This is a genomic window from Methanosarcina sediminis (assembly GCF_052056915.1).
Lineage (GTDB): Archaea > Halobacteriota > Methanosarcinia > Methanosarcinales > Methanosarcinaceae > MTP4.
This window is the reverse complement of the sequence record NZ_CP195119.1, coordinates 277248-298617: the sequence shown is the minus strand read 5'-3', so window position 1 is coordinate 298617 and position 21370 is coordinate 277248. Positions and strand designations below refer to the sequence as shown.

Here is a 21370-nt window from a genome sequence, read left to right as displayed (position 1 = left end):
AGATGACCGGGAAAGAATCCGAGCGTGAATTCGCATTTTCCGTTGCTATCAGGCGGATGAACATGATAAAGGACCTCAAAATCGGGTCCGATTACAAAAACGCTATTGAATTAAGCGGGACCCTGATGGCTGAAGAGATCTCCCTTGTTGAAGAAGAGGTCCTCAGAATTGCAGGCGAATTCGGGACGATCGACCTCGGGCTTTCCAGACCTGAATTGAAAAAGATACTTGAAAAGAAGGTGAAAACTGATGAGAGAACAGAAAATAAGGGATCACAGGACAGGTAAATGGTTCGGACTTTTAGTACTGGTTGTAGGTGTGCTCTATTTGCTCAGCGACCTTGCAAAAACTTTCGAAGCGGGGATAAGCGGCTGGACAACATTCTTCCTGCTCGCCGGACTCTGGTTGATTTCAAGAAGACCGGAAAAACTCCTGGAACAGTAAGCAGCGGGACTTAAATTCCCGCTCATTCCCACAAGGAGGGTGAAATATGGAAACAAGAATGAAGACAGAAAAAAAGACAAAAATCCTGCCCCCAACAATCTTCTGGCTCCTTGTCCTGGCTTCTGCAGGAACTTCCCTGTCAACCCGTTTTATTTACCCGGAGGAGCGGATAGCAGCCTCTCTCCCCTATTCGGAAAACTTCGGGATAATTGCCGGGGGCCTGCTGATCGCCGCTGGTATCGCATTAAACATCTGGACCGATCTTATCTTTAAAAAAGAAGCGACAACTGTCAAACCCCACGAAGAACCTTCAAAGCTCATAACTGCCGGACCTTTTCGGATCAGCCGCCACCCAATGTATCTCGGAATGACAATGATACTTTTCGGGCTACCCCTGATTCTTTCAGGTCCCGCAACAGCATTCATGTTCCCGATTGCTTTCATAATGGCAATGGAAATGTTATTTATTCCCCTTGAGGAAACAAACTGCGAAAAAATTTTCAAAGATAGTTACATTGGATATAAAAAAGGGGTCAGGCGATGGATTTAATTCCATGATAATTTTAGAACAGGGTTAATAGCAGTTTAGAACAGTCTAATAAGAGATTGAAGCAGGTTAACAAATTTAAATTAACCTGACTGTCCACTCCTCACTTTCAACTGTCATGACCATTGCCATTTTTTTGCGCAGGCCCTGAAATGAAAAGCTGTCCTCATAATGAGCAAGCTGGATCCGGGTCGTTTCCGGAGCATTTTCTGAATCATTGTCCGCACTTTGGTCCACTGACCTCATGGACTCACTTATAATGTCTTTTTGGTAAGATGCCGCAGTACCCGAAGAAATATGGACTGCCATCAAAAGTGAAAACATTATTAAAAAACAGCATAAACTGAAGACAATTGTGCTGAACCTTCCTTTCATCTTACCACCCTCATTTAACCCCATTCATTATTATCCTTATAATTATATTTATGTGATCATTGTTATATAAATATTATCATAAAAAGAGATATTTTCACACATTAAGGTCATAAATAGTGTAAAAATATACAAAAAAGACACAATAAAAGGGCAATACAATGCTAAAATCATAAGGATAAAGGTAAGATAAAAAGGAAAAAAATTAAAAATTAAAGGAAATGAAGAAAAACACACATGATATCCTTCGAATAACATGCCCAAAGAATGAAAGTACATGTGGACTTTCATGCCAAAAGAAGAAGAAATTGAAAAACCCGCAAAGGCGGATTCGTTCTTCTATTAAATCATATTTACTCTTCTATTATATCCGTCACGTCAAGACGCATCGTTGGAGGAACTTCTTTTTCCGGAACTCCGACTCTTATGAGCATCTGGATAGTTTCCCCTTCTGCTGCGTATTCTTCGTGGATCTCCTTATACATCCCGGCCATTTCCGGGTACTCTTCAGTGGCCTGGCTCATAGGCTGCATGGCATAGCCCATGTCCGAGGCTGTTAGCAGGAAGCGGCTGTAGAGGATACCGGATTCGACCTGGACCGTTCGGCTGTTGCCCTCCGTGATTATCAGGGCGTATGCAGGGGTATTTTCCACAGCAGATTCGGTCTGGCTGAGGAAGGAGTCCCTTGAGGCTTCAGGGCTGTTCATGGAGGGGAAAAGGGATAGGAGCCCCTGGAGTGCATGGACTTTGAGGGGAGAAAGCCCCTGGCCTTCCATGGTAAAACCGTAGCGGAACTTGTTCTTCTCCCATTCGTTGGGCCTGAACAATTCGGAGCCTTCCTCCTGGACGCCGGAATTCCCGGCTTCCACCTCTGCCGCCCGAAGGGCGATGTCTCCAAGCTTTTCAACGTCCTCTGCTTCCTGGAAAATGACTATGGTAACGTTTTCCGTGCTCAGGGCCTCGAGTTTCTCAATGTCTTCCTGCTGCAGCTTTGTTTCCCTGTATGGGACCCTGTAGGTGTCCGGGAGGAACATCACGGGATAAAGAGGTGAAATGTAGCCTCCGGTTTCCCGGCTTTCCCGAGCTTCCTCCCGAGCTTCCTTCGGAGCATCCCCGGAAGCTTCTTTCAGGCTCACCATGGCAACCGGTTTACTGCCTAAATTTTCAGGAGAGCCTTCGGGCCCGTATTCCCTGTCCGGGAAAAGCTCGATTTCAGCTTCGTACCCAAGCTCTTCAGCCGCAATCCTCACATACTCCAGGAAAGTCCCCTGGCTGACGGTCGCCTGCCTGCCCGGGGGGTCGGCTTTCGGGCTCAGCCTGTCCGTATCCACATACAGGAAGAAACTTTCTTCACCTTCCAGGACCACTCTCCAGGACTGGAGGTTGTGGGAATTTGGGGCAAGTACCCCGTGGGCAAGCACCTGGACCCTCGGGTCTTCAAACTGCTCATGATAGTCTTCAGCCCAGGGCTCAAGGTATTGTTTATGAAGGAAGGTACCGTCTACTATGACCAGCGCAAAGATGCCGATCACCAGAATACCTGCAAATGCAATTACTGCATTCTGCCAGGTGATTATCGCCAATTCATTGCCTCCTCAAAATCATCCACACTTACTGTTATAAACTTCAGAGAATTCCGATAAAACTCTGATATCAGGTAATTGTATATACACTCTATAAACAAAATATTAAATGTTAGGGTTTTTAGAAATTCTCTCTACTTTTCATAATAACTTCTTTTTGAAAACATAAGTAACTATTTGAAAAACGAAACCTCATTGCTGAAACATAATTGACCTGCATTACTGAAGCATAATTTTGAAATTCTAACCAGATGTATATAAACTATATAAACTATAATTCTGAACCGGATGCATCACTAAAAGACAGGCAGAGCAGAAAATCAGACCGAAGAAGACACTTACCGATTTCACAATAGATTCACCATATATTCCCGGGTGCCAGAAATGAAAATGAAAATCCAGAAAACCAGCAGTCATGAAAGCAATTCAAGCATTCGGGAAGGAAATTTCCGAAAAACCATCATCAAAAAAATTTACAACTACCTGCTGGACGCATACGGTCCCCAGGGCTGGTGGCCCCTGACAGAACTCCACGCCAAAGGCGGGTCCAACCCCACAAAAACCGGTTCAGTACAGGGATACCACCCCGGAGACTATACCTACCCCCGGAACCACACACAGCAGTTTGAAATAATCTGCGGAGCCCTGCTCACCCAGAACACAAGCTGGCCCCAGGTCGAAACGGCTCTCCTCAACCTCAAACGGCTAAAAGCCCTTTCCCCCGAAGGAATCCTCAAGCTTGACCCTGAAACCCTGAAGGAAGCCATCAAACCCGCCGGCTACTACAACCAGAAAGCAGGACGCCTGAAAATCCTTGCCGAATGGTTCTCGGAGCTGCAGGAAAGACCCCCTGAAAGATCCGTTGAAATTATCCAAAGAATTCCATCCCGGGAAGAGCTCCTCTCCTTAAAGGGCGTGGGGGCCGAAACTGCCGATTCGATCCTCCTCTACGCCTTCAATCAGCCCTCGTTTGTCGTTGACGCCTACACCAGAAGGATAACAGCTAACCTGAGCCTGGTCGGGGAAAAGGCAAAATACGGCGAAATTAAGGCCCTCTTTGAAGAAAACCTGCCCGAAGATCCGGTCGTATATCAGGAATATCATGCCCTGCTCGTGGAACATGCCAAAAGGCATTATAAGAAAAAAGGGGCTTACGGGAAATGTCCGCTCCTGGAAATCGTTGAAGAGTGAAAAATTCGATGGAAAATGGGCAATTTACATGATCAGCTGACGCTAAGAGGGAAGAGGAAAAGAAACTGTAAGCCGATGGCTAACTTTACGGAAGGGGGTATGTATCTATAAATAACATGGCAAACACCAGAAATAGCCCTAGCAATAGTGAGCTTGCAAGAGTTCTGACTAACTTTACCATAAGAAGAATAATGAAGTATTCCTAGATAAAATTTTTTATACAGAAATAATTTTAAAATTATATTTAGTAAGAAGTGGTGCAGGTATGCAGGTTGATGTCTCCGCGACGGTAAAAGCCAGACAAAAAAGCTCTGTATTTAGGGATCTGTCCATTAATAGGTGCTCATGGACAATTACTCAAGGCGGCTGTTCTGTATCCTCGAAATAGGGACAAAAAGGTGTGGGGAAGAGAAAGCAATTTCTCGTCTCTAATCAATGTTACGGAATGCACGGAAAAAAGGCAATTCACTAAACAATTTATTTATCAGGCGATTCACTTCTAAGTAATTTCCTTAGCCGAGTTTTACACTGTAGCTGTCGGAGAATTCTGCTTCAAGGACCCCTTCATGGACCATCTTCTCAATCTCGTTTTCAACCTGACCGTAGGTAAACGGGTGGTCATGCGAAATTGCTGAAATCAGATCCGGGCTTGGGCAGGACCTTGTCGGAAATGCTTCCCTGAACATTGCTACATTTTCTATAATTAAATTTCTGAGTTTTTCCATTTTTTATCACCTCTTTTATAGTTAGTTCTTTTGTAAAGTATTGAGTTTTGCACATATACATAATAGCCGATCTTATTTATATAGATTGTCCAAATAAACTATATAGTAAATATATTTTGAGGTGTTTTAGGTTAGAGGGTGAGGAAATATTTACCTGTAACCAGTCCATTGGTTTTTCCTTCCCAAAAATGAAGCGAAAAAGCGAAGTCGAAAAGTAAAGCATAAAAGTGAAGCAGAAAAAGCAAAAGGAAAAAGCAAAAGGAAAAATTAGGGCAGGGCTCTCTTCAACAGCATGAAACAGAAAGAAATTCCCTAAAATTAAAGCTTTCCGCAAAAAGTTGAAGAGACCCGGAAATCCGGATTATTCAGTCTACTTTTTCAAACTCGGATGGGGGTGCTCCACAGATCGGACATTTTCCGGAAGGTTCATTTTCCACGGTATTTCCGCAGACCTTGCAGACGTAGTAATCGACTTCCTCATTGCTGCCAAGATTATCAAGGGCTTTTTTGTAGAGTCCTGCGTGGATCTGCTCAACCTGGTTTGCCAGGTTGAAACTCCAGGCAGCATCTTTGTTTCCTTCCTTTTTCGCTTCCTCAATATAGGCAGGATACATCTCTTTGAATTCGAAAGTTTCACCCTCAATCGCCCACTTCAGGTTTTCCCCGGTACTTTTGATTTCCTCCAGGACTTCAAGGTGGTTGTGGGCGTGTACCGTTTCTGCAGCAGCCGCGGCCCTGAAAAGTTTGGCAACCTGTTTTAAACCTTCTTCATCGGCTTTCTTTGCAAAAGCCAGGTATTTCCTGTTTGCCATGGACTCCCCGGCAAAGGCTTCCTCCAAGTTATCGGTCGTGCTCGTATTCATACCCTCCAGATTCTGTTATTTACATTGCATATATGGTTATCATTCTATTATGTAATTTTGGATATGGACAGTAGTTCCGAAAATTATAAAAGCATAAAAGAAACACACATTTAGAGAGGTCGGGGAGATATCTTATTAAGATCCCTCATATAAAAATTATAAGTGTGAAAATATATATAACGTGAGCAAGAATACGGGATCAGCCAATAATTCAAAAGACATTTCTTCAAACTTATTCTGCACACAATATGCACATAATATATACGCACAATAGGACCGGGTTATGGGAAATTATTGATTATCGGACTGCGAAAATAAGGCATCGGGGTTCAGGTAGATGCTACGTACAACAATATTTCCGGGGTTGAGAGGACTTTAAAGGGGTTGGCGGCCTGAAGAGGAAAAATAGGATAACGATAATGGAGCAATTTCCATCGAAAAACCCAAATCCGGTGCTCCGCGCTGGGAGAAGCGGAAGGCTCATTTACGCGAACAGGGCAAGCGACCCCCTGCTGCACGAGTGGGGCGTTGGGGTAGGGAAAGAACTGCCGTCCTCCATCGGAAGCGTGGTTCAGGAAGTGATTTCCAGGAACAGCCCGGAAAAACTGGAAGTCAAAGCAGGAGACAGGATATACCTTGTCGCTTTCCACCCCCTGAACGGAGAAGAGTACGTAAACATCTACGGATTCGACATCACCCCCCAGAAAGAGATGCAGGAAAAGCTCCGCATCAAAGAAAAACAGCATGAGATGCTCCATAAAATGGGCATGATGGCCCTTACCTGCGAAAGTCTTCAGGGCTTCATGGACGAAAGCGTAAAGCTGCTTGCCCGGACCCTGGAACTCGAATACTGCAAGATTCTGAAACTCCTGCCCGACGGGAACCTGCTGCTCAGGGCCGGGGTCGGGTGGAAGCCCGGATTTGTCGGAAAAGCCGTTGTCGAAGGAAAAAAGGAATCTCAGGCCGGGTATACCCTTCTCACAAACAAACCGGTAATTGTGGAAAACCTTGAAGAGGAAAAGCGCTTCAAGGCTCCTGGAATCCTGAAAGAGCACGGGGTTGTCAGCGGGATGAGCGTCCTTATAGGCAGCAAGGAAAAACCCTTCGGAGTGCTGGGCGCCCACAGCGGGAAAAAAAGAAAGTTTACCGAGGAAGACGCATATCTCCTCAGTTCGGTGGCTTTTTTGCTTGCAGAAAAAATCGAACGCATGCGTGCGGAAGAAGAGCTGAAGCGGCACCGGGAACACCTTGAAGAACTTGTAAGGGATAGGACATCCGAACTTACAAAAACAAACGAAATGCTCTCCAGGGAAATTTCCGGGCGCAAGCAGGTTGAAAGAGCCCTTCAAAATAACGTAAATTTCCTGGAAGCATTTCTTGACGCAATCCCTGCTCCCGTATTTTACAGGAACCTGGACTACATCTACCAGGGCTGCAATGAGATGTTCGCCGGATACCTCCTCGGGCTTCCTAAAGAAGAAGTCATAGGGCACTCAATGTATAATTTCAAGCAGGAGTTCTCGGAGGAAATGGTCCAGATCTCCGAACGTTTTGACCGGATGCTTTTGAAAGAAGGAAAAAGCCTGCCCCATGAAATAAGGATAAAGTGTGCCGGAGACGGCAAAGTAAGGGACTTTATTGCCCACAAGGCCACCTACAGTAATGTCGCCGGGGAAATAATTGGAATAGTGGGCGTGCTGCTCGACATCACCGAACGAAAAAAAGCGGAAGAAGCCCTCCTGAAAACCGAGAAAATCCGCAAAAAAGAAATTCATCACAGGATTAAAAACAACCTCCAGGTGATCTCTTCCCTGCTCAGCCTTCAGGCAGAACAATTCAGCGACGAGAAGGTCATGGAAGCCTTCCGGGACAGCCAGAACCGCGTGGTTTCAATGTCCCTGATCCACGAGGAACTCTACAAAACAAGAGAAAACGGGAACCTGGAAACCCTTGATTTTACAGCATATATCCGGAAACTGGCAACGGACCTTCTCAGGTCCTACAAAGTGGGAAATGAAGAGATCCATTTACAGCTGGACCTGGAGAATGTATCCCTTGGAATGGACACTGCAATTCCCCTGGGGATCATCGTCAATGAACTTGTTTCCAACTCCTTAAAGCACGCTTTTCCCGACGGAAGAAACGGGGAAATCCGGGTCAAACTCCAGAGGGCCGAAAATGACCATGACCATCAGTTTATGCTTATCGTTTCTGACGACGGTGTGGGCCTGCCGGAGGAGTTCGATTTTAGGGATGCCACATCCCTCGGGCTCCAGCTCGTAAACACCCTGGTAGAGCAAATCGAAGGCGATATCGAGCTTGAAAGAGAAGCGGGAACGGAGTTCAAGATCGGATTCGGGGAAACCAGCTTATAAGGTATAAGGAAATGACCCGGACGTCAGGCAAAAAGGAATTGTTTTACTTTAGTTAAGCATAATTTCATTCCTGAACCCCTTTTCTGTAAGTCCGGATCAAATTTTATAGATCTGGATCAAATCCGGCATCTTATCGTATTTTAGGCCCGAAACGACACAGTTCTTCGTAAAAGATACACTTCTTCGTTTTTGATTTCAAACCATTCCTTTTCTACTTCCATTGATCTACCTCAAATTTTTCCGGATAAAACATTGATTAGGGTTATAATATATATTAACGTGATAATATATATTCAATTACATAAAATATCCTGACAACGAATAGAGGAGGAGACAAATGGATACCGGGAAAGTTATCGTCGGGGCGATACTGCTGATCATAGCGATATGGGTTTTTCTGACAATGTCGGATTTTACAGCCAGATTTGTTGGGGGAGGAGTCCTTGGTATCCTGGGACTGGTCCTTTTAATCCAGGGGTCAAAAAAGCAGTAAAATGAAATATTTTCAAAAACGAAATTGCATGAAGAATAAAGGGTTAAGAATCATAATTAGTTAGAGAAACATTAAGGGTCCGGGGAACATAATGATTTGAATTTGAAGGTCATAGAGAATTCAAGGAACATGATGAATTGTGGAACATAATGGGTTACGGAACATAATGGGTTACGGAACATAATGGGTTACGGAAGAGGATAAGGAATGAGGAAACGAGATTCAGGGAAGGCATCCCGGGTTATTTTAATATTTAGCTTGACGGCACTCATGGCGGTACTGCTGCTGGGTTGCGGCTGCATGGAGGCAGGAGAACTGCAGGTTGAGTCCCGGACGGTTGGACTTGACGGCGCTGAAGCTGCAGATGTGGAACTCGAGATGATAAACGGAGATATGAATATCAGCGGGGGTTCGGACGAGCTGCTGGATACCGAATTCAGGTACAATGTAGCGGAATGGAAGCCCGAAATCGAGTACGGTGTCCGGGATAGGCAGGGAGAACTCAGTGTACGGCAGCCAGAGGCACGCGGAGGTGGGAGCGGAGCCCGGAACGAGTGGGACCTGCTCCTTAACGAGGAGCTGCCAATGGTTCTGAAGGCGGAGCTTGAGAACGGAAATTCTGTCCTTTCCCTAAACAGTTCTTCGCTGGAAACACTTGAGCTCAGCGTCAGAAACGGGAATATGGAAGCAGAAATCGCAGGAAACCAGCCGCTGCTGGAAGAGCTGGAGCTTACAAACTCCAATGGGAATGTCGTGCTCGGTCTGCCTGGAAACTATCCTTCTTTGTCTTCATTAACGATAGAGTCCGTAAACGGGAACATCGATGCAAAACTTGCCGGCAGTTATGCTTCCCTGAACAACATGGAGATGAAGCTTAACAGCGGAATCATCCTCGCAGACCTTTCCGGGAACTGGAGCAGCGATACTGATATAGAAGTATCAGTAAACACCGGGGATATCACCCTAAAACTGCCCCGGGAAACAGGAGTTTACGTTGACTTACTAACTCCGGGCCATGTCGAAGCCGACGGTTTTGGCAGGGAAGGAAGCGATTATATCAACGATGCCTATGGGGAATCGGATGTTACTTTGAAGATCAAAGCTTCTTCGAATGCCGGGGCAATTAAATTGCTACTGGCTGATTGAGTAGAAGAAGCTTTTTATTATTGAGGGTCTGCGCAGCTGAGCTACAAAATCAAGCTCATTAAACGTTTCAGTCAAAGTTATGCCTTAGAAGGTTGAAGGTTTAATGCTATTGATTTCCCAGTTCAACCACGTAAGCCCCATATATTCCTCCGCACCTGGCATCTACCGTAACCTTAAGGGCAGATCTGCCTGAAAAGGGCTAGCTAATCAGGGCTAGCTAATCAGGGCTAGCTAATCAGGGCTAGCTAATCAGGGCTAGCTAATCAGGGCTAGCTAATCAGGGCTAGCTAATCAGGGCTAGCTAATCAGGCTATTTACGAGCATGCTATTAAAGGTGTTAACACATTCCGAGAGCCTTGAGGAGCTTCTCTATATCGGCCTTTGAGCTTTCGACAAAGACTCCCCGTGTGCCCGAGATCATAACGGTCCAGTCGCCGCCGCTGTACATCCAGTTATGCTGAGGTACCCAGTTCATCTTAAAGAGCTCCGTGTAGGCACTGGCAAGAGCATCGAAAGTCATGTTCACGGTTCCGCAGAACTTGGCGGTCATCCGGGCCATCGCTTCAGGCATATCGGTTTTGGATTTGTAATCCACAAGCTTTCCTTCGGGACTGAAAATCCCGGCTGCCATTACGCCATCAAATTTGAGAAGTTCATCTAACGATAGGTTGCACTCTTTTCTGTTCATACATTTCCCCCCAACTAAATTCAGTATATGCTGATAAACTACCCGCAAACTAAAGTTCACGCTTACTATTCATGCTTTAACTACTGTTCACAGGTCCACAGGCTCATCTCCATATTCCACATGTGCATAAAATGGTTCCGTGAAATAATGGTTTCTATGAGCCTGATTTTCATATAAAGTAATAAAAATGATTCGCTTAATATTATATAAATATATCAAATTAAAAGAAGGAAATTGAAAACTTAAAAATCAAACATCTTCCATGCACTGAAAATCTACAAAATCTTTCCTGAAAGTCAAAAATAGATGCATTCATACAGAAATCCTTCAATGGAGAAACTGTCGTTTTTTTGGCAAGACCCGCAGATGCAGTCTGTAAGTATGAAGTTTTGAAAACTAAAAATAAGCCGGAAGCTCCGTCGAGTTGAAACAAACAGGAAAAACTGGTAATCTGAAGGAATTATAGTGAAGGAATTGCATTCTAAAACTAAAAGGATTTAACCAAGAATCAATGTACTGAAAAAACCCTTAAAGGGCGATCCATAAGGCTTGGTCCCAATTTAACGTAGTTTTAATGCATTTTAGTTCTGTACTCATTAGTCCTTACTCAATTATTTACTTAATTTACTTACTCAATTATTTACTTAATTTACTTACTTAATTATTTACTTAATTTACTTACTTAATTATTTACTTAATTTACTTACTTAATTTACTTACTTAATTTACTTACTTAATTATTTACTCAATTTACTTACTTAATTTACTTACTCAATTATTTACTTAATTTACTTACTTAATTTACTTACTTAATTATTTACTCAATTTACTTACTTAATTTACTTACTCAATTATTTACTTAATTTACTTACTTAATTTACTTACTTAATTATTTACTCAATTTACTTACTTAATTTACTTACTCAATTATTTACTTAATTTACTTACTTAATTTACTTACTTAATTATTTACTCAATTTACTTACTTAATTTACTTACTCAATTATTTACTTAATTTACTTACTTAATTTACTTACTTAATTATTTACTTAATTTACTTACTCACTTAAAGTCCAATTTAATGTAGTTTCGTTCTGTACTCAGTTAGTTAATGCTTATTTAAGTCCTTACTCAGTTAAGTTACTACTTACTCAAGTTACTACTTATTTAAGTCAAATACCTACTTCGTACGTCTTCTTCATACATTTGGGACTAGCCCTATGGACCAATTGTATATATGTAAGTAATGGTATAAAAAAACAGCGATAGAAAACTTGTTTTTTAGCAGTACTGCGATTAAAAAATAATCAAAAACATAAGATAAACACACCCTTGTAAAATGGACCCTGAAAAGACCCTTTCAGGAAAAATACCAAAAAAAGGTTACCCGGGTTCTTTCTGGGGAGATCGCCACCACTGCGGTGTTGACCTTTATGCGCCTGAAAATACGAAGGTCGTTTCTATCGAAGACGGGATAGTCGCAGAAACCGGCATGATGACTTCTCCTGAAATCCTGCCTTACTGGAACCCGACCTATTATGTGCTTGTCGAAGGCATTTCAGGACTTTTCTGCAAAACTCAAAGATAAAAACCCCAGTATGCTCCACTTTGAGTTATGGAAAGAGTACCTGGCTACCTCGAATGAAAAATACCTGGGAGGCAACTGGTTTGCCGAAGAAAAACCGGAAAACCTGCTGGACCCAACAGACTACATGGAATCTATCACGGAGTCTATTGCATCGCAGGCGGGAAAAATATTACGAAGAGAAGGGATGCTGGCGGGCCAGAGAGCAAATCTTAAAGGAATGAGAGTACATTAACCGATTTTTTCATTTTGCAGGAGCCTCGGGAGAAATTCAGGATTTTCTGACGTAAACTCGCAGAACATTCAGAACTTATTTAGTACTTGGGATGGATGTCTGGAAAAACGCAGAACACAAAAATTTCCTGGGAAACCGTGAGATGGAAATAATACTCACCATCATCATGCCTTACAACCTTCGAGGCTCCGAATTTCCAGGGTTTTTCGAAAAAATGTTTGGCATAAACGTAGTTCTGAATTTTGTACGGTTTTCTCCCTGAACTGAACGTTGTTATGTTTACCGAATTTTCTGTTATGGTATAGTCCCGCTTATAGGAAAGGGTCATGGAGGACGGCGAATAAGTCACCTGTTGCCACTTACTCTTTCCGATTTTGATGAATTCTTTTATGGTTTTGTAAGTTCCGGCAACCTGTCTTGGGATGTTGCAACTTACCTGGGATTTCAGCCCCATATTTTCCCTGAGATGGGAATAGACCACAGGTTGCAGTTTTCTTGCGGCAATGGTTTTACCATTCCTGAAAACAACCCCGGAAACGTAGTTCATGCCTTTTGCGTATTTTTGCATGGTTTCCACCAAGTCATGATCCTGATTCAGGATTTTTAGCTGAATGGTTTTTGTGGATTCCATACATATCTAAATTTCACCATAAATATTTCAGATTACTGTGTGAATAATATTATTCTGTTACAGATGACGCATTCCTCCCCTACCTGTCGGCCTGCGGCCTCCGAGGAAGGGGACTTATGCTGTTGGAAGTTGAAACGTATAAAATACAGAAGAAATGCCCCACTTTTAAAAATTACTTTTCAAAGTGGGTTTTTGATCAACTACCTGAAAGAACGCACGTCTGCATGCAACAGGTTTTAACTCATTTCTTTTGCTCTTTTCTTTTCCCTGTTTTCCTTTCTGATCCCTCTCTCTTTTTATCAGTCTTTTTCCCCATATATTTCTTAGTTTCCTCTCCTTCTTGCGCCTTCCTTGTCCATGTATTCCTCTTTATTTCCGGACCCTGCTCTTCTTTTTTGCCGAACTTATTATATCTTCCTTCCTTAGCGGCGTTCTTAATTTCCACCCCGATATCCGATTTCCGTGTCCATGTACTCCTCTTTATTTCCGGTTTTTCCTCTTTCCATTCCTCTTTCCATTCCTCTTCCATATCCTCTTCATCCATTTCAATTCCGAGTTTGGAGCTTACGGAAATTTTGGCTTTCCAGGCTTCAGCATAGTCCGGCTTGATCTTGAGAGCTCTTTCATAAGCCCTCAGAGCCTCTTCATTTTTATCTACCAGGGCCAGGGCCTCACCTTTATAGAGCCAGGCCTCTGCAAAATCAGGCTTTATTGAGATGGCTTTATTGAAGGTGTCCAGGGCCCTTTTTTGCCTGCTGAGCCTGAGATGGACAAGCCCTTTGCCGACCCAGGTCTTTGCATTGTTCGGGTTTAGTTTGAGGGCGGTATCGTATGCATTTAAGGCTTCCATAAACCGGTCCAGCTTGTAGAGGACAAAAGCCTTACCTTCCCAGGCTCTTGCAAGGTTCTGGTTGAGTTTGAGAGCTTCATCATAGGCTTTGAGGGCTTCTTCGTAGCTGCCAAGGTCAGAAAGCACAGTGCCTTTTGCGTGCCAGGCGCCCGCGATCTTAGGATTGGAAGCAAGAGCTTTTTCACAGGCTGCAAGAGCTTTTTCTTGCTGTCCGAGCCTGCAGAGGACCGAGGTCTTTAGGTTCCAGGTTTTATCACTCTCTGGTTTTATTTCGAGCACCCACTCAAAAGCCTGCAAGGCCTCTTCCTCCCTTTCGAGCTTTAAGAGCGCGAAACCTTTTTCAAAGAGGTATCCGGGGTTTAAAGGTTCGATTTCAAGGGCTTTATCAAAGGCCTTCAGAGAATCTTTGTACACGTGGAACCTGAGCAGCACCGCTGCCTTGCCTGCCCAGGCGGCTGCATCCTCAGGGTTTTTTGCAAGGGCTTTTTCATAGGGCTTGAGGGCATTTTTCAGGCGCTCGGATGAAGTGCTACCTGTCTTACTGACGGTCTTACCGCCGGTCTTATTGCCTGTCTTTCTTATGGGATTATCTTTCATAATATCGGTCCGGGATTATTGTGTTAGGAGCAAATTTGTATTTCAGGATTTAAGGAGAAACTTCTGGTAGAAAATCTTCCATTTTAGGGCGGCACTTTTTAAACTAAAGTTCAGTGTCCCATCTCCCCTGATGAGCGGCAAATTCTTAGATGAATCGTCTTCCAAAGTCATTGATCGTATTTAAAATAATCCTGCAAACCTATTTTAAGTAGCGGCTTTGAAATTTAGATATACACCTGCTGGATATCAATATATGTATGGAAATTTCCATAAGAAGAACTTTGGGGCCAGATGGTAAAATACCGGACATTGAATCTGCCTGTACAAAAAAGCCATGTAAAAAAATAATTAAATGGCATGTTCTCGTGGTGAAGTCCGGGGAAACTCAGGAAAATAGCCCCCAGAAACTTTTGAAATACAAGCCAAATTCAGGTAGCCTGATCAAACTTCCCGTTGATTAAACTCCCCGTACTTCAATTGCCTGGCAAAACTTTCGGACTCAAAATCACGGGCATGGATGTACAGTCTCTGGGATGCCCGGGTCATCCCTACGTAAAGGAGTTTCTTATCCTGAGCCTTATTAACATTTAATTTATTGACATTCAACAGGACACACACCTTACATTCCAGGCCCTTGGAAGAATGGTATGTTGTTATGATTATTTTCCCGGGTACGATGTCTTTTGTTATTATGCTCTTTGACTTGAGGAAAGGATCAAGTTTAAAGTAAAGCCGCTCTGCGTCTGCATGGGTGGGAGCAAGGACAAGCACATCTTCCGGATCATATCTCATATCCAGCAAGACTTTATTCAGGATATCATTGATTACTTCAAAGCCACCTTCAAGAAAGTCGATGAAATTCTCACCGGTCTGCTCGTTTTCGATTCCTTCCCGACCGTCGTAAAATCTCTCGACTTCCTTTTTCATGCTGCCGTCAGACATCAGGAAATCAAGGGCAAGGTCAATGTGGGATTTTCCGGACCTATACGAATGTTTCAGGAGTTTGGACCTCCCTGTTACGTTTACCCCCAGACTTTTCCAAGTGTGTTCGTGAGGATTGTAAATGCTCTGTAAACGGTCCCCGGCCATGAATAGGTTTTCACTCACCGTCCCGTTGTATTCCTGCTTTTTGCAAAGAACGAGGCAGAGCTTCAACCACTCGTCTCGAAAGTCCTGGTATTCGTCTATGAGAATGGCATCGTATTTCGGTCTGGCTTTTTCGAGGGCTTTTAGGGGGAGTTCCCGGTTCCAGAAATTCGAATTCGCACCCTGGGGAGGAACGATGCCTGCCGTATCCATCGCTAATTTATGGAAAGTGGAAATTGAAATATTTTCATAATGGAGCCCCATCAGGTGAAGGTCGGTATAAAGGGCCTTGAACCTGTTTTGCATCTTCTTTGCGAGGGAACGGTTGAAAGTTATGATTTTAATTTTCCAGTCCGGGTGCTCCTTGAGGAAAAAAATAGCCCTGGCCAGCAATATTACGGTCTTTCCACTCCCGGGGACCCCGCTTACCATATAATGGCCGTAAGGGATCTTCTTGGCAAACTTTTCCTGCTCGCAATCAAGCGCCTTAATAGTATTCTTTATCTCGTCCAGCTCATTATCAAATTCTAGCAACTCGTGTTGTTTGTGCTGAATTTTAATTTCAGGGAAAAGAAGAGCCCGGATAACCGAAATAATTACTTGACCCGGATAACTGGTTTCCGCGCTGAATAAATCATCTATGGTCAGCTTTTTAAGCTGGTCGGAACCAAGGCACCTTGTAGGAGGCTGAAAAAGAACATCTTTAAGGCCGGAATCATCGATATCCTTTGAGTCCATCCCGGTAAAAACAACTTTAGAGTAAACCTTAAATCTTAATTTCCCCTTCTCATCAAGCAGAAATCTATCTTTTTCAAAAATATCCTTAGCACAATTAAAATACTTATTTGTCTTTGCGACAGGATTCTCCCCATTGTTTCCATTCTTAAAAGTAACTTCTACCCTGTTCATTGACTCTATACGGCTCAAAACCCAGTCTTTCACTTCAATAATGCAGACACCTTTGTAGCTGTCAATAAGGATAAAATCAGGATTATACTCCCTCAGCCTGGGCTGGACATATAAGAAACATTCCCGGTCATCCTTATGGTACAGAGCCCTGACCTTATTGACGACTTTTGTTTCCCCGTTTGTTAGCTTAAAATAATTGTTTGGAATGACATTCAGAACCATGAAACTTTACCTTTATCTTTCAATTAATATGACGGAACAGATTCGGATATGTATAAGAGTATGCACTAAATGTATAAAAGAAACTTGTTTTATATTTTATTACTTTTGTTTAAAAAAGAAATGAATACAAAAAATATGTAGAATGGGTTAAAAAAATTAAATACTGAGGTCAAATGAGACTCTCCCTCCTTACAGTAAGCCCTTCCAACGCAACGAATAAATATCCGGGCATCTTTGGGCTTATCAAATTTCGATGGTTGAAAACTCACAACCCATTAAACAGTAAAAAATATTCAGGGTCACTGCTCTTCCTTAAGGGTGTGCTGGCCTTCCTGGGAATCATTACGGCTGAGACTCTGTATCCCGGGTACAGTACGGCGCAGAATATGATAAGTGACCTGAGGGCAACGGAACCGCCTAACAGCATTATCATGCAGCCTTCTTCGACAATTTTTGGGGCCACAATGGCCATTTCCGGTCTCCTGATCATCGCTTCTGCCTACTGCATCCAGCACGCATTCGGGGACCGGGCTGTCACCGCTTCTCTCGGCTTATTAGGGACCTATGTACTTGGAGTGGGTATTTTTAATGGGAGCTACGGGGACATCCACGGGATCTTTGCGCTGATAGCCTTTGTTGCAGGAGGAGTAGCGGCAATTGCAAGCTCCAGGATAGAAAGGGCCCAGATGAACTATTTCTCGGTAGTACTAGTGTCGCGTCAATCCTCAAGGATTGAACAATTCTGGATAGTTGTGACTGATTTCATACGACATTTTACTGTTGACGCAACACTAGGAGGCATTGCGTTGCTGGACCTGCTTCTCTATTTTTTTATGGGGGAGGCAAGCCCTTTTGCTACGCTTGGCCCGGGAGGACTGGAGCGATGGATTGCGTATCCGATCCTGCTCTGGGTCACAGGGTTTGGCGGCTACCTGATGGGACATTCGAGGACATAAAAACCGGGAACTTCGCTCAAGAGGACTCGTAACAGCGAGTTCCTTTCCATCAACGATTAAACGGTCTCCTTCCCCACGAAAGATGTGAGATGCCGTGACCATGTGAGGCAGTCCTTTGATTGAAATGACAGCGCCGATGGTGCAGCGCTGTCTTTTGTAGAAAAAAGAGCCGCCTGATTTTATCATAAACTTGAATCAACCCGCTGGGTTCAGTTAGGTTTGGTTACGGTTTTACGGTGCTTACGTTATATTGCATTTTAATTATATTTAGCGTTATATATTGTAGTTTGTGGCCAGTTCGTTGCTTGATATGGGATGCAAAAAAGTGATTTTGTTAGTTCTGAATTTGGGGGGTTAGAGGGTTGATTCTCAAATTAGAGTTTGCAGAAATTTCGTCACACTATCTTGAATTGTAACGCATGTATACATTTATATATATTTACATCTATATATATGAATGTTTCTTTTTTTGCACATCACACCATAATGGGGGTTAAGAGTTGTTATGAATAAAAGTTTGGTTAGACAGGCAATAATAGAACCGAAAGAGGAAGAAGTTTTTGAGTCGCACCCGGACTTTAGCAATTTGGAAAGGTGCATTAATGATGCTATGAGGGCTGCTCTAGATTCCGAAATGGGGCCAAAAGATCCTACAAAGTATAATGAGCTGCGGGGAAGGCTTGTGGCTTGCAGGGAGAAGCTTCCACCCCTTTACCGCGAGACTGTCTTCGATCCATTTGTTAGCGAGCTTGATCGACTGGGAGAGCCAGGATTCATCCAGATTCTCCTGGACGACCCGGATAAGGAGCGAGCGGCAGGCCTGATGTTGGACATCGCTCATGTTATCCTCCAGAATGGAGAAGGATTTTACGAGATGGCAACCGATGCCTTCCAGGAAGTTGTGAGCGATCTCTATGATGGCTTCCTCTCCGCGGAGGACAGAAGAGGCGTCAAACCTCCAGATCTGGGCGTCATCCCTCCTTTAGTGAAGTGGGGTCGGCCGGATTTTGGTCCTTATACTTGGCCTGTGGATGCAACCTCCATCTTTGGACTGGGAGCAGCCATCGTCAGCCTTCCACCTGCTAACGCCAGGCTCGGCATCCTCGCATGGTCTGCACTTGGCCATGAAACTGCCGGGCATGACATTCTTCATGCAGACATTGGTCTCCGTGCAGAATTGGCCAATACTGTCAGGGACGAGCTTATGAAGGGGAATATTAATCCAATTCTGCCAGATTACTGGGCAGATAAGATCGATGAGACCGGTTCCGATGTCATGGGTATACTGAACATGGGGCCAGCTGCCGGAATAGGTCTCATTGGCTATTTCAGGGGTCTGAATAAAGCCTTTGGCGGCGATGGGAGGCTAAGTAATCTTGGCAAACTACACGTTTATCATCCCGCAGATATTCTCCGCGGATATCTGGCTGCCTCTGTAATTCGGCGCCTTTTCTTCACCGGAGCCGAAGAGTGGGCAAAGGCCATCGAGGCTGAGACGGATAAAGACCTTCGCACAATAAGGTTGGGCATGACCATTATCAGCGCCGAGGACGCCAAGAAATCCGCAGACATTGTAGCTGAGGTTCTGGTAAATACAAAGATGAAGAGCCTGGAAAACCACGCTTTGGGCGAGATCCAGAACTGGCGCGATCATGACGAGGGGATTGTGGAAGAGCTGCGAACTCTCTTGATGAAGCTTAGTTCTTTGCCGGCACATTTCGCTGAGGGAATCTATGCTGCCCACGTTGTGGCTGCGGCGGTAACAGCAGCCCTCGCAAAGGATGCTGATGTATCTATAATCTTCGACCGTATGTTGGGCATGTTGAAGACTATGCATGATGCGAACCCATCTTGGGGGCCGCTCTACGTAGAGCACCCAGGCAACTTAAGTTCTATAAGGACTTATGTTCCTTCGGAGGAAGAGGAGCCTGAGTAAGGCATCCATCTCCTTTGTTTTTTAAATGGGTATCCCCAAGACATAGAATTTTTCAGCTTGTTTTGAGTTCACATTCCAGATCGTTGATAACCCAATGCCTGATCCTCATGCGTTTTTCCGTATCCTCAATTCTTTCGTATGAGTGCCTGAAATCCTCCAACTCAGCCTTCTCTTCATGGTACCACTTTCCACAGAGGTCCCAGAGTTTTTCGTCTGCATATCTCACTTTCTGAGGCGTACCTTCTATTCGGTTCCCGGAAATTAGTATAAATTGAATAGGTTTAAACTGCAACTTATATCTGTTCTGCCGCCGTTTCAGGTATCTTAGCACCTTTAAATAAAAGCCATAGGGTAAGTGACAGTTCCCCTATAACCCCGGGTACGACAACAATCAGCATAAATATTGTTTCGTAGTCGGCATAGCTGGGTAAAAGAAAATTTGCAAAACTATCAATCAGATAGCCTAAAGATGCGATTATCAACAAGAAGCCAAGAATTCCCGGGATGTAATCCGACCTGAAAATCAAATAACCAAGAAGAAATAAATGAATGCCAAAAAAGATCAATCCAATCAGCCAGGTATCGTTAAACGAATTGAGAAATAACATCACCTGGGCCTGCAGCTGACCGGTTTCAAATACGTTCAGGTAGCCAGCCCCACCTGAAAGTTGCAAAACGCTAAAAAGATTGTACAGGGCGATTCCAAAAATAGTTCCATTCACCAGCCTGAACCACGCTGCAAGCAACGAAAGGCTCCTGTTTACCGGTTTGAGTAAAACATAAAGTGCCCAGGCAACCACCACATCAAAAATAACCATGATAATAAAGCTCAGAATACCCAGGCGAAAGATAAAGGTTGGAGAATTAAGTCAATGTAGCAATGGTATGCTTGATTTATTGTTCAGACAATTGTATGTCAACACGTTCAAAATGAAAAACTTGATGGAAAAGCTTGTTTAAGAACTCCGCGTCTTTCCGAACCAGATTTACGGTATATGGCGTTATATTTTTGTAATCATAAGTTATTCTGGCTTCGGTAATTTCCTGTTTTTCAATTAATTTCTGCTCGATTTCAACGTATTGTTTTTTATTCTGCAAATCCAGACGAACGCGTATAAAATGCAATCCCTCTTCCTCCAGTATATCATATTCAATTTTTCCAAAGCATTTTGCTCTGAATACTCTTACATTTAACATGGGTTTGAAGTAAGATCCCCATATGGGGTCATAACCACTTGCATTAAATAGGCGTCTGCTAACGAATTCGAGCCATTTGTAAGTTTCATATAAACTTTCTGTTGAAGTTAAAGATACTATCAAACGAACATTTTTTCTCTTCCCCAAAACTGCAAATTGTGACTTAAAATATTCACTGATCTGAATAAGTTTTCTCCTTCCAAAAATTTCGTCTGACAGGGATTTGATGAGTATTAATTCAGGGGAAGACAACTTTCCCCATGACCCCTGGTAATCCATGTTTTCTATTATTTTTTTGTAATGACTCATATCATCAGGGTATTGCCATGTATCAATAATTGTGTAAGATATTTCCTTTCCTTCAGCCATTAGAATATTTACTGTTACAGACACTTCCTGAAGTTTATGATTGTTTTCCGATCCTACATTTTCAATGTCCCTTATTGCTATATGAAGAGTGAGTGAATGAAAATCGTCTGGTGAAAAGCCCAATTTCTCTATGCGACTAAAAAACCATCTTTTGTATTTTTCGATGCATATCTTAGTGTCTTCCGACCTGTAGCATCCCGGACTGACAGTTTCATTGAAAAGATCAAATTTTATATCTTTAACCTGATCACGCAGGGATACGGCCATGATATATTCCATATAGTTACCGGATATATAGTTCGTCGCACTTGTAAAGCTGTCAGCCAGGTCGTGTGCAACACCTTTGAGTAATCTGGTTTTGGCCATATTT

General features: G+C 43.4%; 23 protein-coding genes. 12 read left to right on the top strand and 11 right to left on the bottom strand.

Translation table 11 applies throughout. The features are described from left to right. The first annotated feature begins 2 nt into the window (after positions 1 to 2). From ACSAZK_RS01255 to ACSAZK_RS01245, 3 genes are read left to right on the top strand one after another with little or no spacing between them, the layout of a single operon-like run. Positions 3 to 287, top strand: coding sequence for a hypothetical protein (locus ACSAZK_RS01255; RefSeq protein WP_440955625.1), 285 nt, complete (start codon positions 3 to 5; stop codon positions 285 to 287). Continuing rightward, on the top strand, positions 250 to 444 hold the full coding sequence (locus tag ACSAZK_RS01250; RefSeq protein WP_048178752.1) for a hypothetical protein: 195 nt from the start codon (positions 250 to 252) through the stop codon (positions 442 to 444). Before ACSAZK_RS01255 ends, ACSAZK_RS01250 begins: the two co-directional genes overlap by 38 nt. Positions 445 to 490: 46 nt before the next feature. Then, positions 491 to 994 carry a methyltransferase family protein gene (locus ACSAZK_RS01245; RefSeq protein WP_440955624.1) on the top strand — a complete coding sequence of 168 codons (504 nt, stop codon included), beginning with the start codon at positions 491 to 493 and terminating at the stop codon, positions 992 to 994. Positions 995 to 1069: 75 nt separating this feature from the next. Here ACSAZK_RS01245 and ACSAZK_RS01240 read toward each other — a convergent pair whose 3' ends face one another. Both ACSAZK_RS01240 and ACSAZK_RS01235 read right to left on the bottom strand, forming a co-directional pair. Further along, a complete protein-coding gene (locus ACSAZK_RS01240) occupies positions 1070 to 1237 on the bottom strand; it encodes a hypothetical protein (RefSeq protein ID WP_440955623.1) in 168 nt (55 codons plus the stop codon). 479 nt (positions 1238 to 1716) lie between these two features. Further along, the gene (locus ACSAZK_RS01235) at positions 1717 to 2946 is read right to left on the bottom strand and encodes an Acg family FMN-binding oxidoreductase (RefSeq protein WP_440955622.1); all 1230 of its coding nucleotides are present in this window, start codon (positions 2944 to 2946) and stop codon (positions 1717 to 1719) included. A gap of 384 nt (positions 2947 to 3330) precedes the next feature. On the opposite strand from ACSAZK_RS01235, the gene ACSAZK_RS01230 reads away from it, so the two are divergent. Then, positions 3331 to 4137, top strand: a complete 807-nt coding sequence (locus ACSAZK_RS01230; RefSeq protein ID WP_440955621.1) for an endonuclease III domain-containing protein — start codon at positions 3331 to 3333, stop codon at positions 4135 to 4137. Positions 4138 to 4649: 512 nt separating this feature from the next. Here the strand turns inward: ACSAZK_RS01230 and ACSAZK_RS01225 are convergent. Next, entirely contained in the window at positions 4650 to 4862 is a 213-nt protein-coding gene (locus ACSAZK_RS01225) for a hypothetical protein (RefSeq protein WP_440955620.1), read from the bottom strand. A 365-nt stretch (positions 4863 to 5227) separates the two neighbouring features. Continuing rightward, a complete protein-coding gene (locus ACSAZK_RS01220; protein WP_440955619.1) occupies positions 5228 to 5725 on the bottom strand; it encodes a rubrerythrin family protein in 498 nt (165 codons plus the stop codon). A 419-nt stretch (positions 5726 to 6144) separates the two neighbouring features. Here ACSAZK_RS01220 and ACSAZK_RS01215 point away from each other — a divergent pair, with 419 nt between their 5' ends. The 3 genes from ACSAZK_RS01215 (at position 6145) to ACSAZK_RS01205 (ending at position 9739) form a co-directional block, all read left to right on the top strand. Beyond that, entirely contained in the window at positions 6145 to 8100 is a 1956-nt protein-coding gene (locus ACSAZK_RS01215; RefSeq protein WP_440955618.1) for a histidine kinase dimerization/phosphoacceptor domain -containing protein, read from the top strand. A 337-nt stretch (positions 8101 to 8437) separates the two neighbouring features. Continuing rightward, the gene (locus tag ACSAZK_RS01210; RefSeq protein WP_156153769.1) at positions 8438 to 8593 is read left to right on the top strand and encodes a hypothetical protein; all 156 of its coding nucleotides are present in this window, start codon (positions 8438 to 8440) and stop codon (positions 8591 to 8593) included. Between the two features lie 207 nt (positions 8594 to 8800). Then, positions 8801 to 9739, top strand: coding sequence for a toast rack family protein (locus tag ACSAZK_RS01205; RefSeq protein ID WP_440955617.1), 939 nt, complete (start codon positions 8801 to 8803; stop codon positions 9737 to 9739). A gap of 337 nt (positions 9740 to 10076) precedes the next feature. Here the strand turns inward: ACSAZK_RS01205 and ACSAZK_RS01200 are convergent, their stop codons facing one another. Beyond that, positions 10077 to 10427, bottom strand: a complete 351-nt coding sequence (locus ACSAZK_RS01200) for a DUF2173 family protein (RefSeq protein ID WP_440955616.1) — start codon at positions 10425 to 10427, stop codon at positions 10077 to 10079. A 1339-nt stretch (positions 10428 to 11766) separates the two neighbouring features. On the opposite strand from ACSAZK_RS01200, the gene ACSAZK_RS01195 reads away from it, so the two are divergent. Beyond that, the gene (locus ACSAZK_RS01195) at positions 11767 to 12015 is read left to right on the top strand and encodes a hypothetical protein (RefSeq protein WP_440955615.1); all 249 of its coding nucleotides are present in this window, start codon (positions 11767 to 11769) and stop codon (positions 12013 to 12015) included. A 10-nt stretch (positions 12016 to 12025) separates the two neighbouring features. Further along, positions 12026 to 12247, top strand: coding sequence for a hypothetical protein (locus tag ACSAZK_RS01190; protein WP_440955614.1), 222 nt, complete (start codon positions 12026 to 12028; stop codon positions 12245 to 12247). Positions 12248 to 12326: 79 nt separating this feature from the next. Here ACSAZK_RS01190 and ACSAZK_RS01185 read toward each other — a convergent pair whose 3' ends face one another. Further along, positions 12327 to 12815, bottom strand: coding sequence for a hypothetical protein (locus tag ACSAZK_RS01185; protein ID WP_440955613.1), 489 nt, complete (start codon positions 12813 to 12815; stop codon positions 12327 to 12329). Positions 12816 to 13119: 304 nt separating this feature from the next. After that, entirely contained in the window at positions 13120 to 14325 is a 1206-nt protein-coding gene (locus ACSAZK_RS01180) for a tetratricopeptide repeat protein (protein ID WP_440955612.1), read from the bottom strand. Positions 14326 to 14582: 257 nt separating this feature from the next. On the opposite strand from ACSAZK_RS01180, the gene ACSAZK_RS01175 reads away from it, so the two are divergent. Next, complete coding sequence (locus ACSAZK_RS01175) at positions 14583 to 14786, top strand: hypothetical protein (RefSeq protein WP_440955611.1); 204 nt, start codon at positions 14583 to 14585, stop codon at positions 14784 to 14786. Here the strand turns inward: ACSAZK_RS01175 and ACSAZK_RS01170 are convergent. Next, complete coding sequence (locus tag ACSAZK_RS01170; protein ID WP_440955610.1) at positions 14767 to 16542, bottom strand: UvrD-helicase domain-containing protein; 1776 nt, start codon at positions 16540 to 16542, stop codon at positions 14767 to 14769. The genes ACSAZK_RS01175 and ACSAZK_RS01170 overlap by 20 nt on opposite strands. 173 nt (positions 16543 to 16715) lie before the next feature. Here ACSAZK_RS01170 and ACSAZK_RS01165 point away from each other — a divergent pair, with 173 nt between their 5' ends. Next, complete coding sequence (locus ACSAZK_RS01165; protein WP_440955609.1) at positions 16716 to 17498, top strand: DUF998 domain-containing protein; 783 nt, start codon at positions 16716 to 16718, stop codon at positions 17496 to 17498. A gap of 505 nt (positions 17499 to 18003) precedes the next feature. Next, positions 18004 to 19434, top strand: a complete 1431-nt coding sequence (locus ACSAZK_RS01160) for a hypothetical protein (protein ID WP_440955608.1) — start codon at positions 18004 to 18006, stop codon at positions 19432 to 19434. 52 nt (positions 19435 to 19486) lie between these two features. Here the strand turns inward: ACSAZK_RS01160 and ACSAZK_RS01155 are convergent, their stop codons facing one another. The 3 genes from ACSAZK_RS01155 to ACSAZK_RS01145 all read right to left on the bottom strand — a co-directional run bounded on the left by ACSAZK_RS01155 (position 19487) and on the right by ACSAZK_RS01145 (position 21366). Beyond that, positions 19487 to 19660: a hypothetical protein gene (locus tag ACSAZK_RS01155; RefSeq protein WP_440955607.1), complete on the bottom strand. Its 174-nt coding sequence runs from the start codon at positions 19658 to 19660 to the stop codon at positions 19487 to 19489. Positions 19661 to 19727: 67 nt separating this feature from the next. Then, a complete protein-coding gene (locus ACSAZK_RS01150; protein ID WP_440957073.1) occupies positions 19728 to 20276 on the bottom strand; it encodes a DUF4386 domain-containing protein in 549 nt (182 codons plus the stop codon). A gap of 52 nt (positions 20277 to 20328) precedes the next feature. Continuing rightward, positions 20329 to 21366 carry a hypothetical protein gene (locus ACSAZK_RS01145; RefSeq protein WP_440955606.1) on the bottom strand — a complete coding sequence of 346 codons (1038 nt, stop codon included), beginning with the start codon at positions 21364 to 21366 and terminating at the stop codon, positions 20329 to 20331. Positions 21367 to 21370: the final 4 nt, after the last annotated feature.

Bases quoted from the DNA above. Each gene is read 5' to 3' on its own strand.
- ACSAZK_RS01165 (WP_440955609.1), top strand. From the start codon at position 16,716: ATGAGACTCTCCCTCCTTACAGTAAGCCCTTCCAACGCAACGAATAAA.
- ACSAZK_RS01190 (WP_440955614.1), top strand. From the start codon at position 12,026: ATGCTCCACTTTGAGTTATGGAAAGAGTACCTGGCTACCTCGAATGAA.
- ACSAZK_RS01250 (WP_048178752.1), top strand. From the start codon at position 250: ATGAGAGAACAGAAAATAAGGGATCACAGGACAGGTAAATGGTTCGGA.
- ACSAZK_RS01255 (WP_440955625.1), top strand. From the start codon at position 3: ATGACCGGGAAAGAATCCGAGCGTGAATTCGCATTTTCCGTTGCTATC.
- ACSAZK_RS01145 (WP_440955606.1), bottom strand. From the start codon at position 21,366: ATGGCCAAAACCAGATTACTCAAAGGTGTTGCACACGACCTGGCTGAC.
- ACSAZK_RS01220 (WP_440955619.1), bottom strand. From the start codon at position 5,725: ATGAATACGAGCACGACCGATAACTTGGAGGAAGCCTTTGCCGGGGAG.
- ACSAZK_RS01240 (WP_440955623.1), bottom strand. From the start codon at position 1,237: ATGAGGTCAGTGGACCAAAGTGCGGACAATGATTCAGAAAATGCTCCG.
- ACSAZK_RS01200 (WP_440955616.1), bottom strand. From the start codon at position 10,427: ATGAACAGAAAAGAGTGCAACCTATCGTTAGATGAACTTCTCAAATTT.
- ACSAZK_RS01175 (WP_440955611.1), top strand. From the start codon at position 14,583: ATGGAAATTTCCATAAGAAGAACTTTGGGGCCAGATGGTAAAATACCG.
- ACSAZK_RS01170 (WP_440955610.1), bottom strand. From the start codon at position 16,542: ATGGTTCTGAATGTCATTCCAAACAATTATTTTAAGCTAACAAACGGG.
- ACSAZK_RS01210 (WP_156153769.1), top strand. From the start codon at position 8,438: ATGGATACCGGGAAAGTTATCGTCGGGGCGATACTGCTGATCATAGCG.
- ACSAZK_RS01195 (WP_440955615.1), top strand. From the start codon at position 11,767: ATGGACCCTGAAAAGACCCTTTCAGGAAAAATACCAAAAAAAGGTTAC.
- ACSAZK_RS01180 (WP_440955612.1), bottom strand. From the start codon at position 14,325: ATGAAAGATAATCCCATAAGAAAGACAGGCAATAAGACCGGCGGTAAG.
- ACSAZK_RS01205 (WP_440955617.1), top strand. From the start codon at position 8,801: ATGAGGAAACGAGATTCAGGGAAGGCATCCCGGGTTATTTTAATATTT.
- ACSAZK_RS01245 (WP_440955624.1), top strand. From the start codon at position 491: ATGGAAACAAGAATGAAGACAGAAAAAAAGACAAAAATCCTGCCCCCA.
- ACSAZK_RS01230 (WP_440955621.1), top strand. From the start codon at position 3,331: ATGAAAATGAAAATCCAGAAAACCAGCAGTCATGAAAGCAATTCAAGC.
- ACSAZK_RS01215 (WP_440955618.1), top strand. From the start codon at position 6,145: ATGGAGCAATTTCCATCGAAAAACCCAAATCCGGTGCTCCGCGCTGGG.
- ACSAZK_RS01160 (WP_440955608.1), top strand. From the start codon at position 18,004: ATGAATAAAAGTTTGGTTAGACAGGCAATAATAGAACCGAAAGAGGAA.
- ACSAZK_RS01225 (WP_440955620.1), bottom strand. From the start codon at position 4,862: ATGGAAAAACTCAGAAATTTAATTATAGAAAATGTAGCAATGTTCAGG.
- ACSAZK_RS01185 (WP_440955613.1), bottom strand. From the start codon at position 12,815: ATGCAAAAATACGCAAAAGGCATGAACTACGTTTCCGGGGTTGTTTTC.